Here is a 24,321-nt window from a genome sequence, read left to right on the forward strand (position 1 = left end):
CGCTTACCGCGAGAAGCGGTCCACCAGCACCGCCAGCCGCCGGTCGTGGTCGGCGCGCCGAAGCCGGCCGCTGCGCATCAGCGTGACCAGACCGTGCAGGCCGCTCCAGAACGTCTCGGTGACCGCCTCCAGGTCGTCGTCCCCGGCGAACGGGCGCACCGTCTCGGCCAACTCGGCGAAGCCCCGGGCCAGATCGGTGGGGACGTCCTGGCTGGCGAACGGCAGATCGACGGCGAGGGTGAACATCGCGTCGTAGATCGCCGGCCGCTGTTCGGCGAAGGTGGTGTACGCCGCCGCGACGTCGGCGACCGCCTGGCGGGGATCGGTGGCCGAGGCGCGGGCCGAGGCGAGCGCCACGGCCAGTTCGGCGAAGCCCTCGACGGCGACCGCCGCCATGATGGCGTCCTTGCCTCTGAAGTGGCTGTAGAGGACGGGCTGGCTGTACTCGATCTCGGCGGCGAGCCGCCGGGTGGTCACGGCGTCCCAGCCCTCCGCCAACGCCAGGTCGCGTGCCGCAGCGATGATCGCCTGCTCCCGTTCCGCCCGCTCGCGCTCTCGGCGTGCCTGTGTCGACATGACAGCAACCCTAGCACCGCTAGCGTTCCTGTCGACGCTCTGCTAGCGTCGCTCTTATATCTAGCAGCGCTAGGAATTGGAGCAGACCATGCTGGCACCCCTCGCCTACGGGCTCGCCGTCGTACTCAGCCTGTTCGTCGTCTTCATCGGTGCGCGGTTCCTGCTGGTGCCCCAGGCAGCGGCAGCGGGCTACGGCGTTCCGGCCCGGCCGGACGGCGACCCCGCGTACCTGACGGTCAAGGGCCTGAAGGACCTCACCTTCGGGTTGCTCGGCCTCGCCCTGATCGCCTTCACGACCGCCGACGCGGTCGCGTGGTTCATGCTTGTCGTCGCGCTCGTCCCGCTGGGCGACACCCTCATCGTGCTGCGCAACGGCGGAACGAAGGCCGTCGCCTTCGGCATCCACTTCGCCACCGCCGTCGTCATCCTCCTGAACGCCGCCCTCCTCTTCGCCCTCTGACCGACCCGCGCCGGGTCCGACCCGTCCATGGTGATCAAGAGGTTTGCGTCATCGACAAGCCGATCGGTGACGCAAACCTCTTGATCAACCCGGCTCGACGGGGTTACGAGGTGGGGGGTGGGCAGCGGTCGGGGAGGGTCACCTGACCGGGGCGGTGGTCGAAGGTGTCCATGGTGAACCACTCGTCCAGCTCGGGGTCGAAGAGGTTCTGCAGACCGAACTGGAGCACCTGCCACCACCGGGTCGGGTCGCGCTGGTCGACGTAGATGTCGCCGAGCGCGAGCGGGAACCGGAAGAACTCACCCGGCACGGTGGACCCTCCGACGACCCCGACCCGCCAGTGGTCGACGTGCCGGTCCTTCTCCCCCTGCAGGATCTCCGGTCCGACGAAACGAGATGTCTTCAGCTTGTCGTTGAAGATCTGGCGGTTGAAGAACCCCGGCAGCTTGCTGCACTCACGCGGCGGGAACAGCGGGATGTTCGGCCATTTGTAGGTGAGCGTGTAGAGCGTGTTCTCGTAGATCAGGTTCGTGAACCAGATCGGATGCTCCGGGCCACCGGCGGTCATCTGACTGTTGCCGTCGCGGCCCTGCCAGCTGAACGGCACGTCGATGCCGAGGTCGCGCACGATGTACCGGCCGGCGCCCTGGAAGTCCGCCGGGAGTTGCGGTGGGCGCGGCTCGCTCGGCACCGGGGTCACGTCGCCGTCGGCCTGGGCCGCGCGGGGCAGCGGGGCCGCCGCCGGGCCGGGCGCGACCACCCCGAGGGCGAACAGCCCACCGGCCACCGCCGAAACCACAGCCCGACGTGTACGCCTCGACGCCATCTGCCCTCCCCCGGTGTCGAAAGTGGCCGGCACCCCGGCCGTGCCTGCCTTCGGCGAAGCGTAGGAGCAGGGAAAACGTGAGAGCGGGCGGAACGGATGGCCTCCACCGGACGGGTGACGCACCCACGCGGCCCTGATCGACTCCGTTTGCTGAAAGTCGCGGTATCCGAGTCATGTTGATACCGCCTCTTCCTGAAAACCGAGTCGATCAAGGCGCGGGGCCGGAATGCGCACAAGGCGCGGGGGCCGGAATGCGCACAAGGCGCGGGGGCCGGAATGCGCACCGGCCCGGGACCGATGCGGTCCCGGGCCGGCGTAACGCGAACCTGATTACTTGATCAGCTTCCAGGGGCCGTTCTTGTCACCCGGCTCCTGGCCGCGAGTCCACCACTTGGCCTCGTACACGTGACCCTTGAAGGACACCCGGTCACCGGCGTTGTAGACCTTGGTGAGCGTCCACGCCGCCGGGCTGTTGTCCGGCGGGGTCGGGGCGATCTCCTCCCAGGAGCCGTTGCGGTCACCCGGCTTCTGGTTGCGGGTGTACCACTGGGCCCGCCACTTCTTGCCGTCGTACATGGCGAAGTCACCGGAGTTGAAGATCCGCGACGCGGTCCAGATCGAGGTGCCGTCCTCGGTCATGGCGAGTTCCTGCCACGCGCCGTTGGGGTCGGCGCCCGGCTTCTGGTTCTTGGTGTACCAGGAGGCCCGGAAGACCCGGCCCTGGTAGGTGGCCCGGTCCCCGTCGTTGTAGACAGTCGACGGGTTCCACTCCGCCGGCAGGTTCACCGTCAGGATGGCGCTGGCCTCGACCGGGGTGAGGTGGTCGCTGCCCGGGTACGACGCGGTCAGCGTGTGCTGCCCGCCCGCGAGGCCCACCGGAAGGGTGAACGTCGCAGCCCCGTTGGTCACCGCGGCCGAGCCACGGACGGTCGTACCCTCGCGCAACTCCACCGCGCCGGTGACCGGCGTGCTGCCGGCCGCGACCTTGACGGTCACGGTCGCCGCGGTGCCCCAGGTGGTCGGAGCGGCGGTGACGGTCATCGTCGGGACCTGCTTGGCGGTACGGAACACGGCCGGCTGGGCCACCGCCTCGCCACCGTCGGCGCTCTTCGCGGAGACGATCCAGCCGTACGAGGTGCCCGGCAGGAGCTTGCCCCAGGTCGTCGTGGCCACCCCGTTCGAGGTCACCTCGTCGGTGCCGATCGTGCCGGACGGCACGTACGCGGCGAGCGAGTCGGTGGTGAACGACGTCTTGCGGGTGCTGAGGTCCACCGGCAGCGTCAGGTTGTCCTCCGAGCCGTTGTAGCGCGGCTTGGTCTGGCTGCCGTCCTGGCGGATGTCGTACTCGGTCGCCCCGAAGTTCTTGAGGAACGGCGAGTACGTGTCGATGTGCATCTCGGCCCGGTCCACGTCGAACTGCAGCAGGCGCAGGAAGCTCGCGCCGAACTGCAACCGGTCGGTGGCCTTGTGGTCCGGCTTGCCGTCCCCGTTGACGTCGATGGTCCCGTCCGCGGCGATCTGCTTCGGCCACAGCTCCCCGGCGGTGACCGTGTAGAACTGGTAGTCCGCGAGCAGCTCGACGACGTCGTGGCTGACGGTGACGCCGATCTTCGACTTCAGGTTGGTGCCGACGCCGTGCTCGTGACCGGCGAGAACCAGGAAGACGTTCGCGTTGGTCTCCACGACCTGCTTGAACAGCGGCGACCCGTCGGGCGCGGAGAAGTCCGCGCCGCGACCGTCGGGGTTGGCCGACGGCTTCAGGTAGTCGTGCGACAGCAGGATCCCGTTGCGGTCCTTGTACCGCTTGAAGATCGAGTCAGCCCACTTGGCCTCGGCCGGCGTCACCCCGTACGACAGGCCGACCGCGACGAAGTCCAGTCCACCGGCGGAGAAGAGCAGGTAGTTGTTCTGGTTGTCCTTGCCGGGCGTGACGGAGCCGTCGGCGTTGGTCACCTCGTCCCACGCGTGGTATTCGGTGCCCTTCGGCCAGGACTTCGCCGTCCCGTAGTACCGGTCGGCGCTGAAGGTCCGGCTGAACCGGGACGTCGGGCCGGTCTCGGCACCCAACTGGTCGTCGTGGTTTCCGGCGATGACCTGGTTGACGACGCCGTTGTCGTCGAGGATCTTCTGGAAGCCGGAGGCGACGGCGAGTTCCTTCTCCACCTGCTCGTGCAGCCCGGGCCGTTTCAGCGAACCGTCCGGGTTCTTCGCCAGCGGGTCGTAGTAGTCGTTCTCGATGATGTCGCCGGTGTGGGCCGTGTACGCGATCTTGCGGCTGTCCGCGTTGTCGGCGATCCACTGCATCTGGTCGCGGTACGCGGCCGACCAGATCGCCTGCTCCTCGACCGTCTCGACGTCCGACGGCTCGGCGTTGCCGTCGAAGTCGTCGTACGTGCCGCCGGCCGCACCCTCGGTGATGTACTGGGTGTCGGTGAAGTGGGCCAGCGAGAAGTCGTACGACGCCGGGTCCTCGAAGCGGTCCTTGTTGTTCTGCGCCGTCGAGTCGCGCGGGGACAGGTCGTCGGCGAACGGGTCCTCACCGGTGACCAGCACGTGGACGACGCCACCGTCGCGGTAACCGGCCTCCACCTGCGCGGTCAGGATCGTGTCCTGCCCGGCCTGACCACGGGAACTGGTCAGCACCACCCACTTCTTCGTGGCCGGGTTCCAGGCCCGCAGCGCCACGATCCGCGCCGGGTCGATGGTGCCCGACCAGCGCAGCGTCGGCTCCTGCTTCGTCGCCGCCAGCGGCAGGTCGTACCGCTGGAAGACCACCCCCCGGCCGGACGCGCTGTCGACAGTCGCGCCGTCGAGGGGACGCAGCGAGGTGACGTCCACGACCTTGTCGTGCTGGACGTCGAGCGTGGTCGGCACGTCGGCCGCCTCACCCTGGTAGCCCTCGGTCGGCAGGACCACGTCGGCCTTGGTGAAGGTGGCGGTCAACCCGACACCCTCCGCGCCGGGAATCCGGGCGGACAGCTCGGCCGAGAGCGGGTCGGTGCCCTTGACGGTCGAGTTCAGCTCGGTCGGGACGTCCGGGATGCTCGCGCTGCTGAACCGCACCTCACGGGTGGCGGTGTTACCGAGCGCGTCGGTCGCCGTCACCGCGATCGTGTGCCCCCCGGCGGGCAGGCCGTGGCCGATCTGGTCACCCTGCTTGACGGCCACGCCGTCCAGCGTGAGGACCGGCGTACCGGCCAACCCGGTGGCGTCCTTGATCTTGACGTTGAGCGCAACCGTCGAGGTCAGCCGCTGACCGGCGGCCGGGACGCTGCTCTCGATCTCCGGGGCGGTGTTGTCGCTGGTGAAGCGTCGCGTCGAGGTCTTGTCCCCGACGACCGCCTTGATGGTGTGGGCGCCGTCCGCGATCGTCGTCGTGTCGACGTCCGCGCGCATGCCCAACGCCGGCAGCGCCGAGCCGTCCGGCGCGGTGACGTCGAACATGACCATCTTGGTCAGCACCCCGTTGAAGCTGCTGCCGCAGGTGCCGTCACCGACGTACGTGGTCACCTGGGAACCGGCCGGGTAGCTGGCCGAACCGATGGTGACGGTCGTCTGCGCGATCGACCGGGTCAGCTGCGTCGCCTTCGCGCCGGTCGGGAGCAACTGGAAGTCCCGCAGCGTGAAGTCGTCGAAGTTGTCGCAGCCACCCGGCTTGGCGCTGCCACGGTCGTTGCCCGCCACGAACTCGACGGCGTTGACACCCGGCACCAGCCACTCGTTCGGGAAGCTGAGGTCGGCGACCTCCTTCTCCCACATGCCGATCTCCAGCGGGATGCCGTTGATCAGCACCTTGTTGTCGTACCCGTTGTCGCTGCCGTTGCCACCGACGAACACCTTCAGGTGCGCGTCGCCCCCGCTGCCGAGGGTGTCGACGGTGCGCGTCGTCGGCGCGCCATCGACGGTGAAGTGCAGCTCGGCCTCCTTGTTGGGCCCGCAGGTGCCGTCGCCCAACGCCAGCGAGGCGGCGGTCGTCTCCGCCTTCGTCACGGTCGTGCCGCTGGTGGTGACGATGAACGTGCTGCCGGCCGTCACCGTGCCCGCCGTGCTCAGCGTGAGGCTCGTCGCGGCCCGGGTGAGCTTGAAGTCGTCATGGTTGGCGCAGGTCGCACCGCTCGCCGTGCCGTTGTAGTCGCCGGTGCGGACCTCGACGACGTTGTCGCCGAGGTGCAGGAGCCGGGTCGGGAACGCCAGCTTGACATCCTCCGCGCCGGTCGCGCCGTAGTCGCCACCGAGATCGACCCGGTGGCCGTTGACCAGCGCGTAGTTCTGGTACCGCGCCTCGATCGAGTTGCCGGCCTCGACGGTGAGGCCGAGGGTGGCGGTCCCGGCGGCCAGGGTCTCCGCGTTCTCGGCGGGCTTGTCGTCGATCGCCAGCGACTCGACGTGCTCCTTGCCGCCGTTGGGCAGCGCCGCGATCACCGGTCGGGTTCCACGTACGCGGGCACCGTCGGCGGGGGTGACCGCCGCCGCGCCCGCCGGGGGGTTGTTCACGTCGACGGTGACGGACGTCGTCGCGCCCGACTGCGTGGTGGCGCTGACGGTGTGCGTACCGTTGGTGAGCTTGGTGGTGTCGAGGTCGGTGCGCAGGCCGGAGGTGCTGCCCGGCTCACCGGAGATGACGAAGGTCAGGTCCTGGTTGAGCAGCTTCGTGGAGCTGCCACAGGTGCCGTCACCGAAGCTGTAGCTGAACAGGTTCTGCTCGCCGTCGGCGACCACGCCGAGCAGGCTGAGGCTGATGCTGCTCAGCGCGTAGTCGTCGTAGTTGGGGCAGCGGCCACCCTCACCGTTCGGCAACTCCTCGTAGCCGACGGCGGTCTTGGTGGTCGAGTCGACCCAGTTCGCTCCGGCGTGGACGGCGACGGTGTTCGCGCCGACGCGCAGCCAGTCACCCGGGAAGTCGAGGGTGCCGACCTGCCCGCCCGGGATGTCCGGGAGGTAGACCCGGTCGGCCTCGGCGGTGTGGCCGTTGACGGTGACGTAGTTGCGGTAGCGGGCCTCGGTGCCGTTGCCACCCATCTCGAAGGCGAAGTGGGCGGTGCCGGCGGTCTTGTCGGCGTCGATCCGGTCGCCGTCGACGGCCAGGGTGGTGACCGAGTCGTTCTCGGTGACCGGCTCGACGACGACGGGCACCGTGCCCTCGATGTTCTGCCCGGTGGTGAGGTTGATCAGCGGTGTGTTACCGCTGGTCGGGGTCGCCTGCGCGTCCGCGAGCGTGGGGTTGAGAGCGGTTGCCGGTCCGGCGATCAGGATGAGCGCCACCGCGGACAGAATTCCGCGTGTTCGCTTCCTACGCGCACGTCTCTCGTGCGTCATGGCGGGTGTCTCTCCTTATTGGTGGGTCAACGTGGACGCCACCGACGCGGAGGAACCCGCCACGACACCGCTGGCCGAGCGGTGGGGGCCATGCCAGCGCTCCGGTCCACAGGTGCTGTGGCACGCCGGCGGCGCGGCCGTTTGATGACCCTGCCGGCTCCGGGCGAACTGGCCAGCCAAGCCGGGTGAGAGACGGACGCTGTAGGGGTGAACAGTTAGTTGATCAACAGCCCTCTTGGAGGCGTGGGCTCACCATGAACTGTCCGACTGCTCAGGCGGCGATGCCCACGCCGCAGTTCACAGATCGCCGCTTCGACCTCCGGACTGGTCTGCGCCGATGAGCATGCGGGCGATGAGAGCGATCCGCCAACCCGTCCAAGCCCTCATCGCGATATCAGCCCAACCAGCGGCGCACCGCCTGCCGGGACACACCGAACCGCTCGGCAACCTCAGACACCGGAAGCCCGGCCTGGACCTCCAACACTGCGCGATACCGCTGCTCCGTCACGCTCAGCTCCACCAGCACTCAGCGGAGTGTCACGCATCAAGTGAAGCCACCGTGTAACGCATCAACCGGAGTCGGACACCGGGCTGCCGGCGAAGTGGTTCAAAGTTTATGTACGTCTTCAAGTTGGCCCTTGACGGGCCGCACGCGCCGCCGCCTGGGCGCGCGCCGACCGCTGCCGCTGTCGCTCTGCGGCCGTCACGCCTGATGCCCGGCGGCTGGCGCTAAGAGCGGGAAAGCCCGGACGGCCGCCGCAGACCGACAGACCATTGACGCGTGAGGGGGTGGCCGGCAGCCGGCCGCGCCGCACGGCCACGAACCCGCGCGGCGAAGGGGAGCAGACGGCGGCCGCGTCGGCGAACTGGCGGCGGCCCGCGGGGCCGCGGTTAGGGCGCCTCCGGCGGGGGCGCTCCGGCTCCAGGATGGCCGGGGCATCGTCGGCAGGTCACGGTCCGTCGGTGGTTGCGGTAGGCCATCCCGTCTGCCATCGACCCGGGCAAGCCGAGCAGACCACCGCCCGACCCACCAGCGTCCGAACCTTCGTCAAGGTCCGCTTGACGTGGCGGGTCGGGCGGTGGCCCGCTCCCCAGGAGGGCGGGTCGACGGCACACGGGATGGGACGTCGTATGGCTCGACCAGTGATTGCGTCGCTGACACACCTAGATGCAGCCGTCGATTCTCGTCAAGCGGCTTGGCCATTTAGCATCGTAAACAAGATCGGCGACCACCTGGCCGCGCTTCGAATCCGGTAAGTCGTCCGCGACCGCCCGGGTGAGGCGTCCAATGAACGACCGAGACCATGACGCGCCCGAATCTTCGAAGGTCAGAGAACTGGGTAGCATATTGCCCGGACTAGTTACTTTCTCCATACCGGGCACGTCGGACGGAAGGGTAAGGGTCGTGCACGGTGGGATGTTGGGCAGAAGTAGATATTTGGTTGGGCCTGACTCCGGCCGGTAGCTGAACGTGGCAAGGTAGATGTGGTTGGTCGACGCATTCCGCACACTTATCGTGCCGGTGCCTATATCCGCCCCCCAGGTCACGCGGGAGGCGGATTCCCTTTCTCTGGTCTCCCGATCCTCGGCGTCTTTTTCAAGTTGCCCTGTCAGCGCGATGGACTGGGCGCGAAGGGAATCGACAGCGACAAGGACGGACAAAGACGTGAGAAGCGCTGTGGCAACCGCCGTAAGCGCCATAATCCACTCAGGTAGCCGCCCACGGAAGGAGGCTCGAGGCGACGACGATTCCTCTTCCTTCTTCCCAGTCTCACCTTGAGGCGAAACGCGGAACGGCACGTATAGGCCGGATTGAGTCTGCCGCCACTCGCGCGGACTGGTCACTGTCCTCCTTTCCAAATTTAGTCCCACGTGTCCGGCGGCCCATCATTTCGTTCGGATTGGCCGAATCAAGCTAACCCTTCGCATTCAGCTACCGACGGCGTTTGCCAGGCGAAGGAGTTCACTGTCCAGCCGCATTGAATCTCTAGGTCCGGAAAACTTCAGAATAGCAGCGAAAAGATCACGCGCACGTCCCACCATTTTAGGCCCGAGAAGGACGAGTAACTCGGCGAACTTATCTCGAGGCTGCGGGTGTTGAAGCTTCAAAGACACATCCAAGTCCCGGAACATGAGCAAGGCCATCGAGGCTTCTCTAGGCGAGAAGTTGGTTATGAGCTCGGTGTAGATCGGATCAGCGTTCCACGCCGCACCGCTTGGGCTGCCCAGATACAGCTTCACCAGAGCCGAAATATATTTCTGCCGAACGAGGTTCGGCACCTCCTGGCTACCCACGAGCGCCTGCAACCGACGCGCGAGCGGCGGCTCGTTATAGAAGTTGTTCATCGCCTCGTGCGCTGCTAGGAGAGCTTCGATTGCTTCATCAATCTCAGCGACGCGGACGTTCTCCGGAAGATAGGAGGTTGCGTCGACCGTATCAAGAAGCTCCCTGGCGAAGTCCGCTTGCTGCTGATCATGATTCGCCACAAATCGGCCGTAGCGGATCCCGAATCCCTGTTTAGTCGGCTCGGAGAGGTGGGGCCAGAGGGACGGCATTAGAAGCCGAACGTTGTCTCGAGGCACGGGCTTAGAGTTCGGATCGACGTATATGCCGAACAAGCCTTGCCCGAGATTGTCAGCCTCGGACTGCCTGAGCTCGCGGAAGAAGGAGGCAATCCGTCCCGCCTCGGCATTCGAGATCGGGTTGGCGCGCACGTTAGCTAGGAGTCTGCGGACCTCGGTCACCACCGTGCTTTCGGGCAGGGTGATTACTTCTCGAATGCAGGTTTCCAAGAAACCGACGATTTGCAGGCCTGTCAGCTCTGTTTGGTTCGGATGCGCAGCGCTGGCGAAGTTCCTCATATACCGCACTAGGTCAAGCTGCTTGTAGCCCACCTCAGATACTAATGCCATCGACTTGGCTGCAGAAATAAGTTCAAAGTCGGAAACCTGCGGCAGATCGTCAGGTCCTTGCAACTTCTTCCTGCGATCGGGGGCTGTGACTGCCAAGTCGTAGAAGTAGGCCAAGTCGTACGTCTGGACCCTCCGGCGGAGCTCGCTGATGGTTTCGTCCCAGAGGTAGTTCAAGGCGGCATCGAACAGACCACTCGCAATGGCCATCACAAACTTCGAGAGGTAGAGTGATCGAGCACGGTGTGGCTCGCTCAAGCGCGTAAGAGCATCGTCGAGGTTCACCAACACGCGCCTACGTTCGTCAACGGGAACGAGAACACCATCGACCGGCAGATGCCGCTTGCCGATCTCCGCAAGCATGAATTTCTCATACTGTTCAAGTTCAGTAGCAAGGGCCGGTACTCCCGCCTGAGCAGAGCTCACCGTCGTCTGAGCTGGGCAGAGCGACTTCATCGTGCTTGCTCATCATTCCCCTCCCGTTGCGGACGCCTGTTTGATCAGGCCAGTCGGCGGCTCTATACGTCGCCTAGCGGCGAAATCCACGAAGCTAACCTCGGGTAGTGGCTCTTCTTCCGCTCCCAGGTAAAGTCGAACTGTCTCCTCGTACAACTCCAGGCCGGCCGCAAGCTTCTCGATGGTCAATCCCCGTTGCCGAGCAATGTCGAGCGCCCGCATTAACAGGACAGGTTGCTCACCCGGATATCCCTCAATCGGTTCGGGAGTCATGATTCCATTCGATCGGAACTCAGCAAGTCGTTGCCATGCGCGGCGGTAGGGAGCGTCACCTAGTAACCCAAGTTCGCGGCTTCGGTAAAGCAATGCGTCGACCGACACTCCCCAAGATTCTTGAAGTCGAACATAAGTCTTGAAGTCAACCCTGGCAGGCAGGTCCGAACTGATACTCGATGAGGGCATCAGGAACTCCGCAGCGAAGTTGTCCGCTGCCCGCTCGTTTTCAATATCTCCTGGACGAGCCTCCCCGTGCATTACAAGGTGGCCCAGTTCGTGAGCCGCCGAGAATCTTTGGCGGTAGACGTCATTCCTGTCGTTTGTCAGAACGACAACAGGGCGGGGAAGCCGCGAACTTGAGAAAGCCCTAACCCGCTCCGCTTCCGAGAATGGAAGAACGCATACCACAATCCCCTTAGACTCAAGCAGCCTTACCATGTGAGGTATCGGCCCCGTCCCTAGTGACCAACGCCTGCGCAATTCACGTGCGGCAGCCGCCGGCGACAACGGCAGCTCGGGCACGACCTCTCCTCCCACCCAGCCGGGGACATTTACTGCGGGAAGGCGTACATGCCGCTCTAGCGCTTGGCCTACTTCGGAGATCCGGCTTGCAAATGCTGCGGCCCGCTCGCGTTCGTACGCCCGAGTAGAACGCAGGCACTTAAAATGAGCCATCGAAGCGTCGATGCTTGCTCTCGGCCGCCCAGGCGAGAAAGCAAAAAAGCGTACGGGCACACTAAGGGCCTCGGCCAGCCTCATCGCGAGGTCTGGCCGGGGCCTAATCGTGCCTGATTCGTATTGTCCTATCGCAGCTGGCGATACGCCCACAAGTTCCGCAAGCGCGCGTTTGGTTAATGCCGCGAGCTGGCGGGCCTGAGTGAGGCGTGAGCCGTCAAATAGCTCGACGGCATCAGCCGCTTGCTCTATCGCTGTATCAGGAGACTTCGGTAGATGGGTTACCTTCTTCAGTCGATCCGTTCGGTTTGGCATGGGGCTGTTCCTCTATAGGGCTGCCTGCCGCCAGCCCGTCGACCTGGAGGGACAGATCGATGTCGGGTTCGGGCAGGGAATCAAATCGCGTAATGCTGTCGGCAATATCCTGCCTCGTGATACTAAGATCACCTGCTAGTGCGGCTTCAATTGACAACTCCTCGTCATTGTTCCAGTGGAGGTGGCCGTCGGAGTAGAGTTCAACGTCACCAAGGACGACCCGTAGGAGGCCGGCCTGCGGATTCGACGCATACCCCACCATGAGTGCTCGGAGTTCACGGACTTCATCACCTTCCTCGACGAATGCTCGGAGAGCTACGCCGATCGAGCTGTCCTCGTTGGGTGTGAAGTCGATCCAGCTCTGGGCACGGTCACGGCTCGCTGTTCTGGCGGCGAAGAGATCGCGCTTAAACTCCGAGGCGTTGCGGATCGGGATCTCGCGATGGTCCAGATCCTTAGAGTTGCCGAAGCACCACGGGTAGACCAGGACGCCGTTGACCACGGCGTACGGGCGCCCGTACAGCTTCAAGACCTGAGCGTCCGCGGTCCGCTTCAGGCTGTAGGCGAGTGCCTCAAGGCCGTAGTAGTAGCGTGCAGTCCCGTAGACCGCCGGCTTCTTGAACTTGCTCGCCGCGTACTCGCTTCCGGCTTCATCGTTGGCCACAGTCAGTCCCAGCGCCGCCCCCGCGCGCAGGCCTGCTGCAGTCTGCCCGAACCGGGCGTCAAGCCATGACGGTTTCAACCTTGCCCCCAGGTCACTTCAGCGTCCTACGCGCTCGGTGCATCATGGACTTTAGTTTTTCGCACAGCAAGCTTCGCTCCGCTTTGGGCGTGTCGCTCGGTACCGGCACGCGGCGGTCCCGCTCTGTGCTTTGTCCCTCCTAGGTGGCCTGACCAGGAGCTTCGGTAGACGGTCACAGCGCTGGCGGCACCAGGATGGCCGCGCGCAAGGAGGCTTAAGTGACGACCGACACATTTGGTTCAGCTGCCAAGTGAGCAGAAGGGAGGACCTCGCCGACGGACGCAGGGGGACTAGGAAGAGGGGCAGCTGTCGACAGCGAGGCGTCAGGCAGCGAGGCAGCAAGGAGGCAGCGGGAGCCTTGATCCGGGTCGGTCCGGAACGTCAACCGACGAGGCTTGGCACTTGTTCGTCAACGCGTGCCGTCACCGATTGACAGCAGCCGACAGCTTGAGACCGCATCCCCCCGGCGGGGGTCGTGGCTGGAGCCGGACGTACACAGCAAGCGATCGGAGGTCGATCGCGGCCGAGCAGAAGGCAGACGTTTGGTATCCAGTCGGCAGGTGAACGCCAGCTAGTCGGTCGCCGGCCGAGTCCCAGTCACGTACACGCCCTTGCCTTGATGGCCTTCGACCAGGCCCTCGGCCTGCAGGATCAGTAGCGCGGATCGAACCGGCTCGGCCGAAACACCGTAGTGCGCAGACATCTCCCGCAGCGAAGGCAACTTCGCTCCGGATCCGTACTCCCCGGACGCGATCTTGTCGCGGATGTCCTGGGCTATGCGCTGACGGTCTGAGATTCGGGGCATGGCAACTCCTGGTAGGCGCCAAGATCTTCCCACGCCCACACGCCGTCGGCCAAGGCTTCGCCTGCTTAGCATGCTCAGTGCTTGCACTTATCATGCTTTGCATTGTAGGTTGCTCCACGGATACCCGGCAACGGATCGCCTGGTAGGCAGCCGGCCTCCCGGTTGGGCATCCACCACCGCTGGCACGGCTGGCACCCCCGGTCAGTCGTGCCAGCACCAGCAAGAGACAAACGGCCCTGCTGCCATACCGCTGATCCAGGCTGCGGTGGCAGGGCGGGGTGGTCTCCGCCGCCCGCAACCGGCGGAGACCACCCCTTCCACCTTGGCGACCTGACGAAGGGCGGTCACCGCGTGCCCAATCTGATCCGCCGGCTGGTGAGCCGGCACAAGGAAGCACAGCCGCCGAGCGAAGTACCCCGCAACCTGCGCCCGTGGCAGATCCGGGAGCGGTGCTTCAACGTCCGCCGGCGCGGCCTCGACCCGGTCGAGATCCGCGCGTTCCTACACCGAGTGGCCGACGAACTCAGCGTCGCGCAGACCGCCCTGGTCGCGGTGCAAGAGGAGAACGTACGGATCAAGAACGCACTGCGCGCCTGGCAGAGCGCCCAGTCGGCGAACCACCGCTACCGATGACCGAGCGCTGGGTGATCCACCTGCCGGTCACCGCACCCGACCTGCTCCGGGCCCGGATCTTCGCCCGGACCGCCGCCCGGGTACTGGCCCGGCTCAGCGCCCACGTCGAGCCCGGCGGGATCACCGTCTCGGCCGAGGACCAGCAGGGCGTACGACATTGGGTCTTCTGCGACCGGCCGCTGCCGCACGGACACGGCCGGTGCGCGCTGGCAGTGGACCACGTTTCGGCGTGCGCGCCACGCCCGCCGTGGCCCCGACGGCGCTGAATCGTCTACGTCATCAACTCTGCAGGTGGAGACAGCCGCGCCGCTGGGCGACCGGGTGACGAGGGTCAGCGGCTCAGGACGGTCTCCCGCTCCATGTGTGACAGCTTCGCGGGATTGCGCACGGCGTAGATTCCGGTGACGAGGCCGTCGTCGATGCGGACGGCCACGACGGTGTCCAGCTCGCCGTCGAGGTGAACGATGAGCGCCGGGTAGCCGTTGACCTGCGCAGGCCGCAGCGAGGTGACGCCCGGCACCTTGCCCCACCCGCCGGCCAGCAGGCGGGCCACCTTGTCGGCGCCGAGGATGGGCCGCGGGACGGCCTGTTTGACGCCGCCGCCGTCGCCGAGGAGGACGACGTCCGGCGCGAGGATGTCGAGCAGGCTCTGGAGGTCGCCGGTTTCGATGGCCCGCTGAAACGCGTCAAGCGCGCTCCGGGTCTCGGCCGCGGACACGACCTGGCGGGGTCGGCGCGCGGCGACGTGCGCGCGGGCACGGTGGGTGATCTGGCGGACGGCGGCGAGGCTCTTGTCGACGGCTTCGGCGATCTCGTCGTACCCCAGGTCGAACACCTCGCGCAGCACGAACACGGCGCGTTCGGTCGGCGCGAGGGTTTCCAGCACCAGCAGCATGGCCATCGAGACGCTGTCGGCCAGCGCAATGTCCTCGGCCACGTCGGGGGCGGTGAGCAGCGGCTCGGGCAGCCAGGAGCCGACGTAGGACTCCTTGCGGCGGCCGAGCGTCCGCAGCCGGATGAGTGACTGCCGGGTGGTGATGCGGACCAGGTAGGCGCGCTGGTCGTGGACCGTGCCCAGGTCGACGCCCGCCCATCGCAGCCAGGTTTCCTGGAGTACGTCCTCCGCGTCGGCGGCCGAACCGAGCATTTCGTACGCGACGGTGAAGAGCAGGTTGCGGTGGACGAGGAACGCCTCGGTGGCCCGGTCCGGGCGGTCGTCGGCGGCGGTCTGCGGCGTGCCCACCATGGGTGACTCCTGTTCGCTCTCCACTGCGTCGCCCATCAGATGCCGGACGCGGTCGCTCTGTGACACCTGCGGCCTGTGGCGGTCGTCACCCCGGCCGCGCCGTCACAGATCGGGGACGGCCGGCATCTCATGGTCGTCCGATCGAACAACCCGAGTGGAGGACGGAACCATGGACGCCCGATTCAACATGTTCGACAACGAGACCGCGATGAAGTTCTTCAAGCGGTTCGCGAACGCCGGCCAGGTGATCCAGCGGTCGTCGCTGCCGCAGTCCACGCAGGAGCTGGTGTCGTTGCGGGCCAGCCAGATCAACGGCTGCGGCTGGTGCATCGACATGCACACCAAGGAGGCGGTGGCGGCCGGTGAGAGTGCGGTCCGGCTGAACCTGGTGGCCGCCTGGCGTGAGGCCACCGTCTTCACCGAGGCCGAGCAGGCCGCGCTGGCGCTCGCCGAGGAGGGCACCCGGCTCGCCGACGCCCACCAGGGCGTGTCCGACGAGACCTGGGCTCAGGTGCGCAAGCACTACGACGACGACCAGATCGCCGCGCTGGTCGCCCTGGTCGCCCTGATCAACGCGGCCAACCGGCTCGCGGTGATCGTGCACCAGCGAGGTGGTTCGTACCAGCCGGGTATGTTCGCCACCGCGTTCGACTGAACGGGAGGCGTGCCCGGTCCGGGATCACCCGACCCTGGACCGGGCACGCCGACCATCGGCGGAGGCGATGTGGGGGCCGACGCAGCGCTGGTCGCGGCCCCCCGGCGCGGTGTGCCTACTTGCCGCCACCGGCGCGGAACGCCACCCAGGCGTCGCTCATCCGGTCGGCCTGGCCGGCGGTGAACATGTTCATGCAGGAGTCCTGCGTGTAGTCCATGAAGTTGTGGATCGGGTCCAGCCCGGGAGCGCTGCAGCTGTCCGCGCCCACCGGGCAGTCGAACTGCGGCGCCGCCTCGCGCGGGGTGTCCGCGACGAAGTCGCCGGACGCGGAACAGCCGTGCGCGAAGGTGTGCTCCAGCATCAGCCAGTGCCCCACCTCGTGCGTCAGCGTGTCACCGAGGGCGTACTTCCCGGCCGTGCCACCCGGCATCGACTCGTCGAGCATCACCACGCCGTCGATGTAGTCGCGGCCGTTGTTGTAGCCCTTCGGGAAGTACGCCCAGCCGAGGAGCCCGCCACCGATGTTGGCCGCGTACACGTTCAGCGTGCGGGAGTCGCCGGTGTACAGCGCCTTCTTCATGTCCCGCTCGTTCTTGCCGGGCACGACCGTGTACCAGGCGCTGTTCACCGTCCACGTGGTGTCGACGAGCGAGAACCGGAACGGCGTGTCGGCGGCGTCGCCCGCCGTACGACCCGCGAACGAGTCGTTGAGCACCGCCATCTGCGCCGCGATCAGGGTGTTCCACCTGGTCGTCTCGGCTGCCGTGAGCGGGTGGTCGGAGATCATGTGGAAGACCGTCGGGATGGTGACGCTGCCGTTGGGCAGGCGCGGCGCGTCCTTGATCACGCCGTAGGCGTTGGCTTCGTTCTTGGCGTACAGCTCCGGTTCCTGCGCGGTGGCGCCCTCGGCGACCCGGGCGGCGCCGTGTGCGTCGGCACCCGGCTCGCAGGCCGCGACGCCCGGGGAGGCGGTCGCGGGGGCGGCCGTGGCCAGTGCTCCGGAGGCTCCGCCGGACGCCAGGAGGGTCGCGGCGGTGGCGGTGAGGACGGCCAGTCGGAAGGTCGGTCTCCTGTGCATCGGTGCACCTTTCAGTGAGGGAGCGGTGCGAGGTCGATGACGTCGTCTTCGGGTATGAGAACACGCCGACGACATCGACAAAAGCCCCTCTGAGCAGGGCAGATACCGATGTAACAGAACAGGGTCGCGGAGCGCTGTTTGGGCCGGACCGGCGGGTGTCAGAGCACCCGGGTCACCTGCTCGGCGGCGACCACGGCGTCCCGCCGGGCCGGGTCGAGATTGGCGCTGATCACCACTGACGCGCCGGCCGAGAGCGGCGCGAGCAGCCACTTCAGCGGCTGCTCGGTCTCGGCGGCGTCCACCAGCAGTCGGTCACCGGCGCGCAGGTCCAGCATCGTGGCGAGCTCCTGGGCGAGCGCGCCCCACTGGCCGTAGGTGGTGCCGTCCGCGGAGGCTGCGTCCGACGGGCGGATGGCGGTGTGGTCGGGCGTGGTGTCGCCGTGGCGGAGCACCTCGGCGGACCAGTCCAGCCAGCCCAACGGCACGTCGGCGAGGCGACCCGGGCCGGTGCCGACGAGGTAGCGGTGGGTCGCGTCCGGCACGTCCTCCAACCAGTCGTCCTGCCGTTCGGGGGCCACGAAGACCGCGTCGAACGGACGGTCGCCGCCGGGTTCGAGCACCGCCAGGCCCGCGGTGGCGCGCGGCCGGAACGACACCGCCAGGCCGGAGGCCCAGGCGCCCAACAACACCACGGCGGTACGCCAGTGCGGAGGCAGCAACACCGCTACGCGGCTGCCGGGGCCCAACCCGCAGCCGTCCCGCAGCAGGCTCGCGCTGCGCGCCGCCCACTGACCGACCTGCTGAGCGGTCAGGTCGACGCGCTCGCCGGTCGCCTCGTCGCGGTAGCTGAGCAGCGGATGCTCGGCCTCGACGGGCCGGGCGACGAGGTCGGCCGTGACGGTTGGCTGCATCTCCACGCTCCCCGGGTCGACGTCGGTACCACCCTACTCAACGACTTTCGTCGCACCGGTCGTCGGCCGATGGCCGTATCGGGTGACCGGGTGGCCCGCGCATGGTGCAGGTGACCTCCGAGACGCCGCCGAGGAGCGCCGATGCCGACCGAACCCGACCCCGTCACCGCCGACCATCCCGCCGCCGCCGACCGCCCGGTCGCCGCTGGCCGGCTGCCGCTGCGCCGGCGGCTCCTGCCGGTGATCGCGTTGCTGCTGCTCGCGCCGTGGGCGGCCGAGTGCTCGTGGGGTGGCTTCGCCATCGACGACTTCCTCCCGGTGCTGATCTTCCTGGGCCCGATGTACGGCGGCGCAGCCATCCTGATCCGGGAGACCACCCGGCACCTCGGCGCGAGCTGGCCGACCATCGTGCTGCTCGCCGCCGCGTTCGGTGTGCTCCAGGCCGGGCTGGTCGACCAGTCGCTGTTCAACCCCGACTACCTCGACGACACCCAGTACGCCGACACCGGCACCGCCGCCGAGGCGACGCTGGTGCCAGGGCTCGAATTCAGCCTCCGGCAGGCCGTCGACTACGTGGGCAACCACATCGTGCTGACCATCTGCGCGCCGATCGTGCTCATCGAGTCGTTCCTCGGTGCGGACCGCCGGCTCCGGCCGTGGCTGGGCCGGCCTGGGCTCGTCGTGGTCGGTGTGCTCTACCTGCTCGGCAGCCTGCTGATCTTCGCGTCCGACGGGGGCCGGAAGAGTTTCCTGGCCAGCCCACTCCAACTGACCTTCGCCGCGCTGGTGGTTCTCGCACTCGTTACCGCGGCCCTCCTGCCGCACTGGCGACGCCCGGGCCGCACGGCCGGTGGTGCATGGAGGGCAGCAGAGCAAAGGGACCCACGCCGCACTCGTCGGGTGCCGCATCCGCTGTGGGTGGGTCTGCTGATCGTCCTCGTTCATCTCGGCACCGACCTGACCCCCGGCTGGGCGGGAGTGGCCATCGCGCTGGGGCTGGCGGCGCCCGTCGGGGGCCTGGTCGCGTACTGGTCGTCGGGCGTGAACTGGGGGCAGCGGCACGTGCTCACCGCCGGCTCGGCGAGCCTGGTCAGCGCCGCCGGGTTCGCGTACCTGGTGCCGCCGTACTCCCCGGCGAGCCCGACGGCGGCCCTGGCCGGCGACGTCGCGGTCACCGTCATCACCGTGGCCCTGGTCGGCGGCGCCTGGTGGCGATCCGGCGAGGGCCGGCGGACGGCGACTACACTCGCGGCCACACCGCTTTCGAGGGGGCCGCGCAGTGGGTGAGCTGCTGTCCACGATGGTCCAGATCATCGTCTCGTACGTCACCAGGCTGCTGGACCGGCGGGCGGTGTCCCAGGACGCGAAGGTCGGCGGCGAGCTGCTGGAGCTGGCCCTCACGCTTCAGGAGCTGTGCGTGAACGGCGAGCGCCTCCTGGCCCTGGCCGACACCCTGATCTCGACCGGCGAATCCCGCGCCGACGACCAGTCGGAGTTCGCCGCCCTGGTGCACCGGCAGTCCGCGCTGATCGACCAGCTCAGAAGCGGTATCGCCGACTCCCGGGCGCTGCTCGCCACCGTCGACGTGGACTTCGCGTTCGCGATGGCACCCTTCCTCGACGGCAAGTCAGGGTTGCTGACCCGCTGGCAGCAACAGGCCGCCCTCAGTCAGTTCTCCACGACGACGCTGTTCTTTCTGCCCGCCGAGGCCGTCACCCGCCTGGTGGCCGGCAGCCCGGCCGCCGCCACCGCAACCGCACTCGCCCACAACCGGACGGACTTCGTGCTGGTGGTGACGAACGAGGTGCAGAACGCGCGCCGGCGGGAGGTCCCGGACATCCGAGCGGTGGCGGACGACGAGAGCGAGACCCTGCTGCGGGAGGTGGGACACGCCCGCTCCGAGATCGAGACCGCCCGGGTGCTGTGTGGGCGACTGCTGACGGCAACTCAGGAGGCCATCGGGGCCGACGCCACCGCCCACCTCCGGCGGACCTTGACGGGCCGGGGCTGACGGCGCTGACTCAGGATCGGTCCCAGTCGTAGCCGGCGAGGGCGAACGCCACACTGCCGTCACCGGTGGCGTAGACCTTCAGAGAGAGCAGTCCCAAGGCCCGGGTGAAGTTCTCGATGTTCGACCGCAGGCGCCCGAACAGCCCGCTGCCCTTCAACTCCTCGGCGATGCGGATCTCGTCGAGTGACGCGGACCGCGTGGTGAAGGACAGCCGCAACTCGATCAGAGCCTGGAAGACTCCGGCCGGCGCGATGCGCATCGAGACCGCTCCCCCTCCCTCCATGTAGAGCGACACCTCGATCCTCGCCTCCGGCAGGTCCGCCGCGAGCACCTCGCACACCTGGCGCGGTGTCAGCTTCATCCACTGTCGCCAGGCGGCAAGGAAGCGGTCGTCCGCCCGGGTCACCGTCAGTACCGGTTCCATCGCCCGCAGGTCGGCCACCGTCAACGCCTCGATGGCCGGTCGCTCCCCGGCTCTGGCCTCCTCGTACGGCGCCAGCGGCACTCCCGCCTCCAGCAGGAGCCGGTCCCAGTACGGATCGGGCCAGAACGGATCGGTCAGGAACTCTCCCACGTGGCACCACAGCTCGTGCCAGAGCCGAACAGCACGTAGCGGCCGTAGACCGAGTCGCAGGGCACCGACGATGGCGCACCGGTGCACCAGCAGCGTCGCGGTGAGGGCGAACAGGTTCACGTCCGGCCGGTCGGCCTCAGCCAGTGCCCTGACGGATTCACGTTCCAGGTCGGTGTACGCGACCATCTCCGGCGCGCCGTTGATGGTCACCGGGATCGCGGTGTCCAGCAGCGAGTTGACGTCGGGTGGCACCCACCCCAGATCGTCGTTCAGCAGGACCAGGCGTACCTCCTGGTCCTGCTGCCGTCCCTGGAGCTGCAGGAACGGATCCCCGGTCGGCAGCACACCGTGCTTCAGCCAGGTCACCGCCTCGGCGTGCAGCCGCAGGCTCTCGCCGATCGCGGGCACCGTGACGACGAGGGCGGGGCCGTCGGCCACCACCTTCAATGCCGGAATCTTACTCAGCGCATCGACAAGCTCACTCTGCCGCATGGTCGCACTGTAGCGGCAGGCACCTCGTGGTTGCGCGCTTCGCCCGCTGTTCACGTCGACGCAAGCTGATGCTCCCCGACAGGTGTCAGCCTCCGTGCGGTACGACCTAACGGAGGAAGTCCTTGACACTCAGAAGAGCATTCACCGCGCTCACCGCAGCCGGTGTCGCTGCCGCCAGCCTGACCGGGGCCGCCCCCGCGTCGGCCGGCGGGCACCACCACCCAGCCAGGTCGCTCGCCTTCGACCGGGTCGCCACGTACCCGGTGTTCCAGAACCGTCCGGCAGGTGAGGACCCGGCGACCGCGACGGTCGCCGAGATCTCGGCGGTCAGCGAGGACGGCCGCACCCTGATCCACACCGATGCGCTGGCCAGGCGGATCGGTTTCCTGGACATCTCCCGTGCCGACCGGCCGCGCGGCCTCGGCACGCTCTCCCTGGCGCAGCTCGGCGACGCCGAGGACGAGCCGACCTCGGTCGCCGTGGTCGGGAAGTACGTGCTGGTGGTGGTGAACACCAGCAGCAGCTTCACCGAGCCGTCCGGTCGACTCGACGTGATCGAGCTGGCCAGCCGCAAGCGGGTGGCCAGCTTCGACCTGGGCGGCCAGCCCGACTCGATCGCGATCAGCAAGGACAAGCGGTACGCCGCGATCGCGATCGAGAACGAGCGCGACGAGGAAGCCACCCCGCCGGGCGGCGAGGAGGGTGACCTGCCTCAGGCGCCCGCCGGCTTCGTGCAGATCGTCGACCTGGCCGGGAAGTCCCCGGCCGGTTGGCGGCTGCGGCCGGTCGCGCTGACCGGTGCCGACGGCACCGCGCTGCCCGCGCTGGTCCAGGCCGGCCTCGCCGCGCCTACCGACCCGGAGCCGGAGTACGTCTCGATCAACAGCCGTAACCAGCTGGCCGTGACGCTGCAGGAGAACAACGGCGTCGCCCTCGTCGACCTGCCCACCGGCCGGATCACCAAGGTGTTCAGCGCGGGCACCGCCACCATCAGTGGGATCGACACCAGGAAGGACGGTGTCATCGACCTGACCGGCAGCATCACCGACGTGCCGCGCGAGCCGGACGCGGTGGCCTGGGTCGACGACCGCTATCTCGCCACGGCCAACGAGGGCGACTGGCACGGCGGCAGCCGCGGCTGGTCCGTCTTCGACAGCCGCAGCGGCCGGGTCGCCTGGGACGCCGGCAACACCTTCGAGCGGCTCGCCGTCACGTACGGGCTGCACAACGAGGACCGCGCCGGCAAGAAGGGCACCGAGCCGGAGGGCGTGGCCGTCGCCGAGTACGACGGCGTGCGGTACGCGTTCGTCGGTTCGGAGCGCAGCAACTTCGTCGCCGTCTACGACCTGAACAACCCGGTCAAGCCGGTGTTCAAGCAGGTCCTGCCGACCACCAACGGGCCGGAGGGCCTGCTGCCCATCCCGTCGCGGGGCCTGCTCGCGGTCTCCAGCGAGGAGGACGACGCGTCGGTGAACGTCCGGGCGTCGGTGTCGCTCTTCCAACTCGGTAAGGGCACGCCGACGTTCCCGAGCATCGTGTCCGACACCGACCGGGCCGGTGCACCGATCGGTTGGGGCGCCCTCGGCGCGCTGAGCGCGGCACCGGGCAAGCGGGACCAGCTCTACAGCGTCACCGACGCGGCGTACAGCCAGACCCGCATCCTCACCATCGACGCGAAGCGCACGCCCGCCGTGGTCACCGGCGCGCTGTCGGTGAAGGACGCGGCCGGAGCGCCGGTCGGGTACGACGCCGAGGGCATCTTCGCCCGCCCGCAGGGCGGCTTCTGGCTCGCTGTCGAGGGCGCCAAGGGCGCGGAGAACAAGCTGGTCCGGCTCGACGCGGCCGGGGTGACCCGGCAGACCGTCGCGCTACCCGCCGAGGTCTCGGCCGGTCTCGGCAAGCAGGGCCTGGAAGGCGTCACCGCGACCACCGACCGGCAGGGCCGGGAGATCGTCTGGGTGGCCGTGCAGCGGGAGCTGAGCACCGACCCGGCGGGCATCGTCCGGCTCGGCCGGTACGACGTCGCCGCGGGCACCTGGAGCTGGTTCGGCTACCAGCTGGGCAGCACCACAGTGCCCGGCGACTGGATGGGCCTCTCCGAGATCACCGTGGTCGGCGACCAGCTGGCGGTCATCGAACGGGACAAGCTGAACGGCCCGGCGGCCACGGTCAAGCGGATCTACACGGTGCCGCTGCCGGGCGCGGCGGCGACCGGCCCGCTGACGGTGCTGCCGAAGACCCTCGCCGTCGACGTGCTGCCCGCGATGCGTGCCGGCAACGGGTGGACCCAGGAGAAGCTGGAGGGTCTGACCGTGGCCGGCAACGGCGAGGTGTACGCGATCACCGACAACGACGCGGTCCAGGACGCCACCGGCGAGACGGTGCTCCTGCGCCTCGGCTCCAGCCGCAAGGTCTTCGGACACCGCTGATCCGGCAGGCCCGGCGTCCACGAGTGTGGACGCCGGGCCGTGCGGCGGCTACTCCTTGATCATCACGACATCGCTCGGGCGCTGGACCGTCACTGTGGTGCCGTAGTCGAACAGTTCCAGCGTCGAGTTGACAGTCCCCGTGTCGAGTCGACCCTTCGCGGTCGACTGCCAGGTGACGGTGAGCGCCACCGTCGCGATCCGGCCGTCGCCGTGCAGCGTGACGTCGCCGGCCGTGCTGCTCGACCCGTCCTTTCCGGTCTCGGCGTAGGTGAAGTGCAGCGAACCGTCCGGCTTCTCGGTGACGGTCGCGTTCTGCCGCTTCAGCGCCGCGAACAGGGCGGCCGGATCGGGCTCGGCCGCACCCAGTACCGCGTTCCCGTCGCCGTAGAGGGAGAGCCGGTCATACGTCCCCGGGTACTGCCCGTAGCGGCCGTACGTCTCGCCCGGCCCCTTGTCGGCAGGCAGTGTGCCCAGCGGCCGTTCCCCACCCTCGTACCTGGTGCCGTCGATCAGCAACTCGGTCATCACCGAGTCGTCCTGCGGCGCCCGGACCCAGCCGGTTGCGGTCCTCGGGTCGAACGCGCCCTCGTAGGTGAGCCCGCCCGGGCCCGAGTTGGTCAGCCGCATCCGGTAACTGATGTTCTCGCTGGCGGCGGCGGCCGAGACGAGCCGCATCGCCGGTGAGACCGGCTCCGGTCGCGCGGCCTCGGTGGTGACTCCGGACCGACCCGACGGGGAGTTGGTCGACACGGTCAGGGCGCTGCCGACGCCCAGCGCGAGCAACGCGCACGTGGTACCGACAAGCGCGGTGGTCCGGCGTCGGCGGGCCCGCCGACCGCGCTCGATCAGCGCGCCCACCGGGGGTTCGGAACCCGTTTCGCCGTCGACGATGTCGTGCAGCCGATGGGCGAGACGGTCATCGATGCTGTTCATGA

Annotated in this window: 21 protein-coding genes; 7 read left to right on the plus strand and 14 right to left on the minus strand. The window is 68.0% G+C overall.

All coding sequences use genetic code 11. From position 1 onward, the window contains the following. Window positions 1-3 precede the first annotated feature (3 nt). Complete coding sequence (locus tag ABGB10_RS21340; protein ID WP_347662638.1) at window positions 4-576, minus strand: TetR/AcrR family transcriptional regulator; 573 nt, start codon at window positions 574-576, stop codon at window positions 4-6. Between the two features lie 88 nt (window positions 577-664). Between ABGB10_RS21340 and ABGB10_RS21345 the strand changes: the two genes are divergently transcribed. Further along, window positions 665-1,036, plus strand: a complete 372-nt coding sequence (locus tag ABGB10_RS21345) for a DUF4267 domain-containing protein (protein ID WP_347662639.1) — start codon at window positions 665-667, stop codon at window positions 1,034-1,036. Window positions 1,037-1,139: 103 nt separating this feature from the next. On the opposite strand, the gene ABGB10_RS21350 is transcribed toward ABGB10_RS21345, so the two are convergent. The 8 genes from ABGB10_RS21350 to ABGB10_RS21385 form a co-directional block, all read right to left on the minus strand. Further along, window positions 1,140-1,835, minus strand: coding sequence for a hypothetical protein (locus ABGB10_RS21350; RefSeq protein WP_347662640.1), 696 nt, complete (start codon window positions 1,833-1,835; stop codon window positions 1,140-1,142). A 357-nt stretch (window positions 1,836-2,192) separates the two neighbouring features. Continuing rightward, a complete protein-coding gene (locus ABGB10_RS21355; protein ID WP_347662641.1) occupies window positions 2,193-7,124 on the minus strand; it encodes a carbohydrate-binding protein in 4,932 nt (1,643 codons plus the stop codon). A 325-nt stretch (window positions 7,125-7,449) separates the two neighbouring features. Then, window positions 7,450-7,557: a hypothetical protein gene (locus ABGB10_RS21360; protein WP_347662642.1), complete on the minus strand. Its 108-nt coding sequence runs from the start codon at window positions 7,555-7,557 to the stop codon at window positions 7,450-7,452. A gap of 15 nt (window positions 7,558-7,572) precedes the next feature. Further along, window positions 7,573-7,686: a helix-turn-helix domain-containing protein gene (locus ABGB10_RS21365; RefSeq protein WP_347662643.1), complete on the minus strand. Its 114-nt coding sequence runs from the start codon at window positions 7,684-7,686 to the stop codon at window positions 7,573-7,575. A 1,421-nt stretch (window positions 7,687-9,107) separates the two neighbouring features. Beyond that, window positions 9,108-10,544: a hypothetical protein gene (locus tag ABGB10_RS21370; RefSeq protein ID WP_347662644.1), complete on the minus strand. Its 1,437-nt coding sequence runs from the start codon at window positions 10,542-10,544 to the stop codon at window positions 9,108-9,110. Between the two features lie 12 nt (window positions 10,545-10,556). Continuing rightward, window positions 10,557-11,342 carry an ImmA/IrrE family metallo-endopeptidase gene (locus ABGB10_RS21375; protein WP_347662645.1) on the minus strand — a complete coding sequence of 262 codons (786 nt, stop codon included), beginning with the start codon at window positions 11,340-11,342 and terminating at the stop codon, window positions 10,557-10,559. 412 nt (window positions 11,343-11,754) lie between these two features. Beyond that, the gene (locus tag ABGB10_RS21380; protein ID WP_347662646.1) at window positions 11,755-12,474 is read right to left on the minus strand and encodes a hypothetical protein; all 720 of its coding nucleotides are present in this window, start codon (window positions 12,472-12,474) and stop codon (window positions 11,755-11,757) included. Window positions 12,475-13,123: 649 nt separating this feature from the next. Beyond that, window positions 13,124-13,357, minus strand: coding sequence for a winged helix-turn-helix domain-containing protein (locus ABGB10_RS21385; RefSeq protein ID WP_347662647.1), 234 nt, complete (start codon window positions 13,355-13,357; stop codon window positions 13,124-13,126). A gap of 363 nt (window positions 13,358-13,720) precedes the next feature. On the opposite strand from ABGB10_RS21385, the gene ABGB10_RS21390 reads away from it, so the two are divergent. Both ABGB10_RS21390 and ABGB10_RS21395 read left to right on the plus strand, forming a co-directional pair. Further along, window positions 13,721-13,990, plus strand: coding sequence for a DivIVA domain-containing protein (locus ABGB10_RS21390; RefSeq protein WP_347662700.1), 270 nt, complete (start codon window positions 13,721-13,723; stop codon window positions 13,988-13,990). Continuing rightward, window positions 13,987-14,256 (plus strand): hypothetical protein, encoded by a 270-nt coding sequence (locus ABGB10_RS21395; RefSeq protein WP_347662648.1) that lies wholly within the window; start codon window positions 13,987-13,989, stop codon window positions 14,254-14,256. The genes ABGB10_RS21390 and ABGB10_RS21395 overlap by 4 nt, the downstream gene beginning before the upstream one ends. Window positions 14,257-14,321: 65 nt before the next feature. Here the strand turns inward: ABGB10_RS21395 and ABGB10_RS21400 are convergent, their stop codons facing one another. Beyond that, window positions 14,322-15,302 carry an RNA polymerase sigma-70 factor gene (locus tag ABGB10_RS21400; protein ID WP_347662649.1) on the minus strand — a complete coding sequence of 327 codons (981 nt, stop codon included), beginning with the start codon at window positions 15,300-15,302 and terminating at the stop codon, window positions 14,322-14,324. A 103-nt stretch (window positions 15,303-15,405) separates the two neighbouring features. On the opposite strand from ABGB10_RS21400, the gene ABGB10_RS21405 reads away from it, so the two are divergent. Further along, window positions 15,406-15,891 carry a carboxymuconolactone decarboxylase family protein gene (locus ABGB10_RS21405; protein WP_347662650.1) on the plus strand — a complete coding sequence of 162 codons (486 nt, stop codon included), beginning with the start codon at window positions 15,406-15,408 and terminating at the stop codon, window positions 15,889-15,891. A 115-nt stretch (window positions 15,892-16,006) separates the two neighbouring features. On the opposite strand, the gene ABGB10_RS21410 is transcribed toward ABGB10_RS21405, so the two are convergent. Then, window positions 16,007-16,969 (minus strand): zinc metalloprotease, encoded by a 963-nt coding sequence (locus tag ABGB10_RS21410; RefSeq protein ID WP_347662651.1) that lies wholly within the window; start codon window positions 16,967-16,969, stop codon window positions 16,007-16,009. 158 nt (window positions 16,970-17,127) lie between these two features. Beyond that, window positions 17,128-17,880, minus strand: a complete 753-nt coding sequence (locus tag ABGB10_RS21415) for a TIGR03089 family protein (protein WP_347662652.1) — start codon at window positions 17,878-17,880, stop codon at window positions 17,128-17,130. Between the two features lie 141 nt (window positions 17,881-18,021). Here ABGB10_RS21415 and ABGB10_RS21420 point away from each other — a divergent pair, with 141 nt between their 5' ends. After that, on the plus strand, window positions 18,022-19,167 hold the full coding sequence (locus tag ABGB10_RS21420) for a hypothetical protein (RefSeq protein WP_347662653.1): 1,146 nt from the start codon (window positions 18,022-18,024) through the stop codon (window positions 19,165-19,167). Next, a complete protein-coding gene (locus ABGB10_RS21425; RefSeq protein ID WP_347662654.1) occupies window positions 19,160-19,891 on the plus strand; it encodes a hypothetical protein in 732 nt (243 codons plus the stop codon). The genes ABGB10_RS21420 and ABGB10_RS21425 overlap by 8 nt, the downstream gene beginning before the upstream one ends. A 10-nt stretch (window positions 19,892-19,901) precedes the next feature. Here the strand turns inward: ABGB10_RS21425 and ABGB10_RS21430 are convergent, their stop codons facing one another. Continuing rightward, window positions 19,902-20,957: a hypothetical protein gene (locus tag ABGB10_RS21430; protein WP_347662656.1), complete on the minus strand. Its 1,056-nt coding sequence runs from the start codon at window positions 20,955-20,957 to the stop codon at window positions 19,902-19,904. 122 nt (window positions 20,958-21,079) lie between these two features. Between ABGB10_RS21430 and ABGB10_RS21435 the strand changes: the two genes are divergently transcribed. Beyond that, entirely contained in the window at window positions 21,080-23,386 is a 2,307-nt protein-coding gene (locus ABGB10_RS21435) for an esterase-like activity of phytase family protein (protein ID WP_347662657.1), read from the plus strand. A gap of 48 nt (window positions 23,387-23,434) precedes the next feature. Here ABGB10_RS21435 and ABGB10_RS21440 read toward each other — a convergent pair whose 3' ends face one another. Beyond that, window positions 23,435-24,319 carry a hypothetical protein gene (locus ABGB10_RS21440; RefSeq protein ID WP_347662659.1) on the minus strand — a complete coding sequence of 295 codons (885 nt, stop codon included), beginning with the start codon at window positions 24,317-24,319 and terminating at the stop codon, window positions 23,435-23,437. Window positions 24,320-24,321: the final 2 nt, after the last annotated feature.

This window comes from Micromonospora sp. B9E7 (assembly GCF_039871815.1).
GTDB lineage: Bacteria > Actinomycetota > Actinomycetes > Mycobacteriales > Micromonosporaceae > Micromonospora.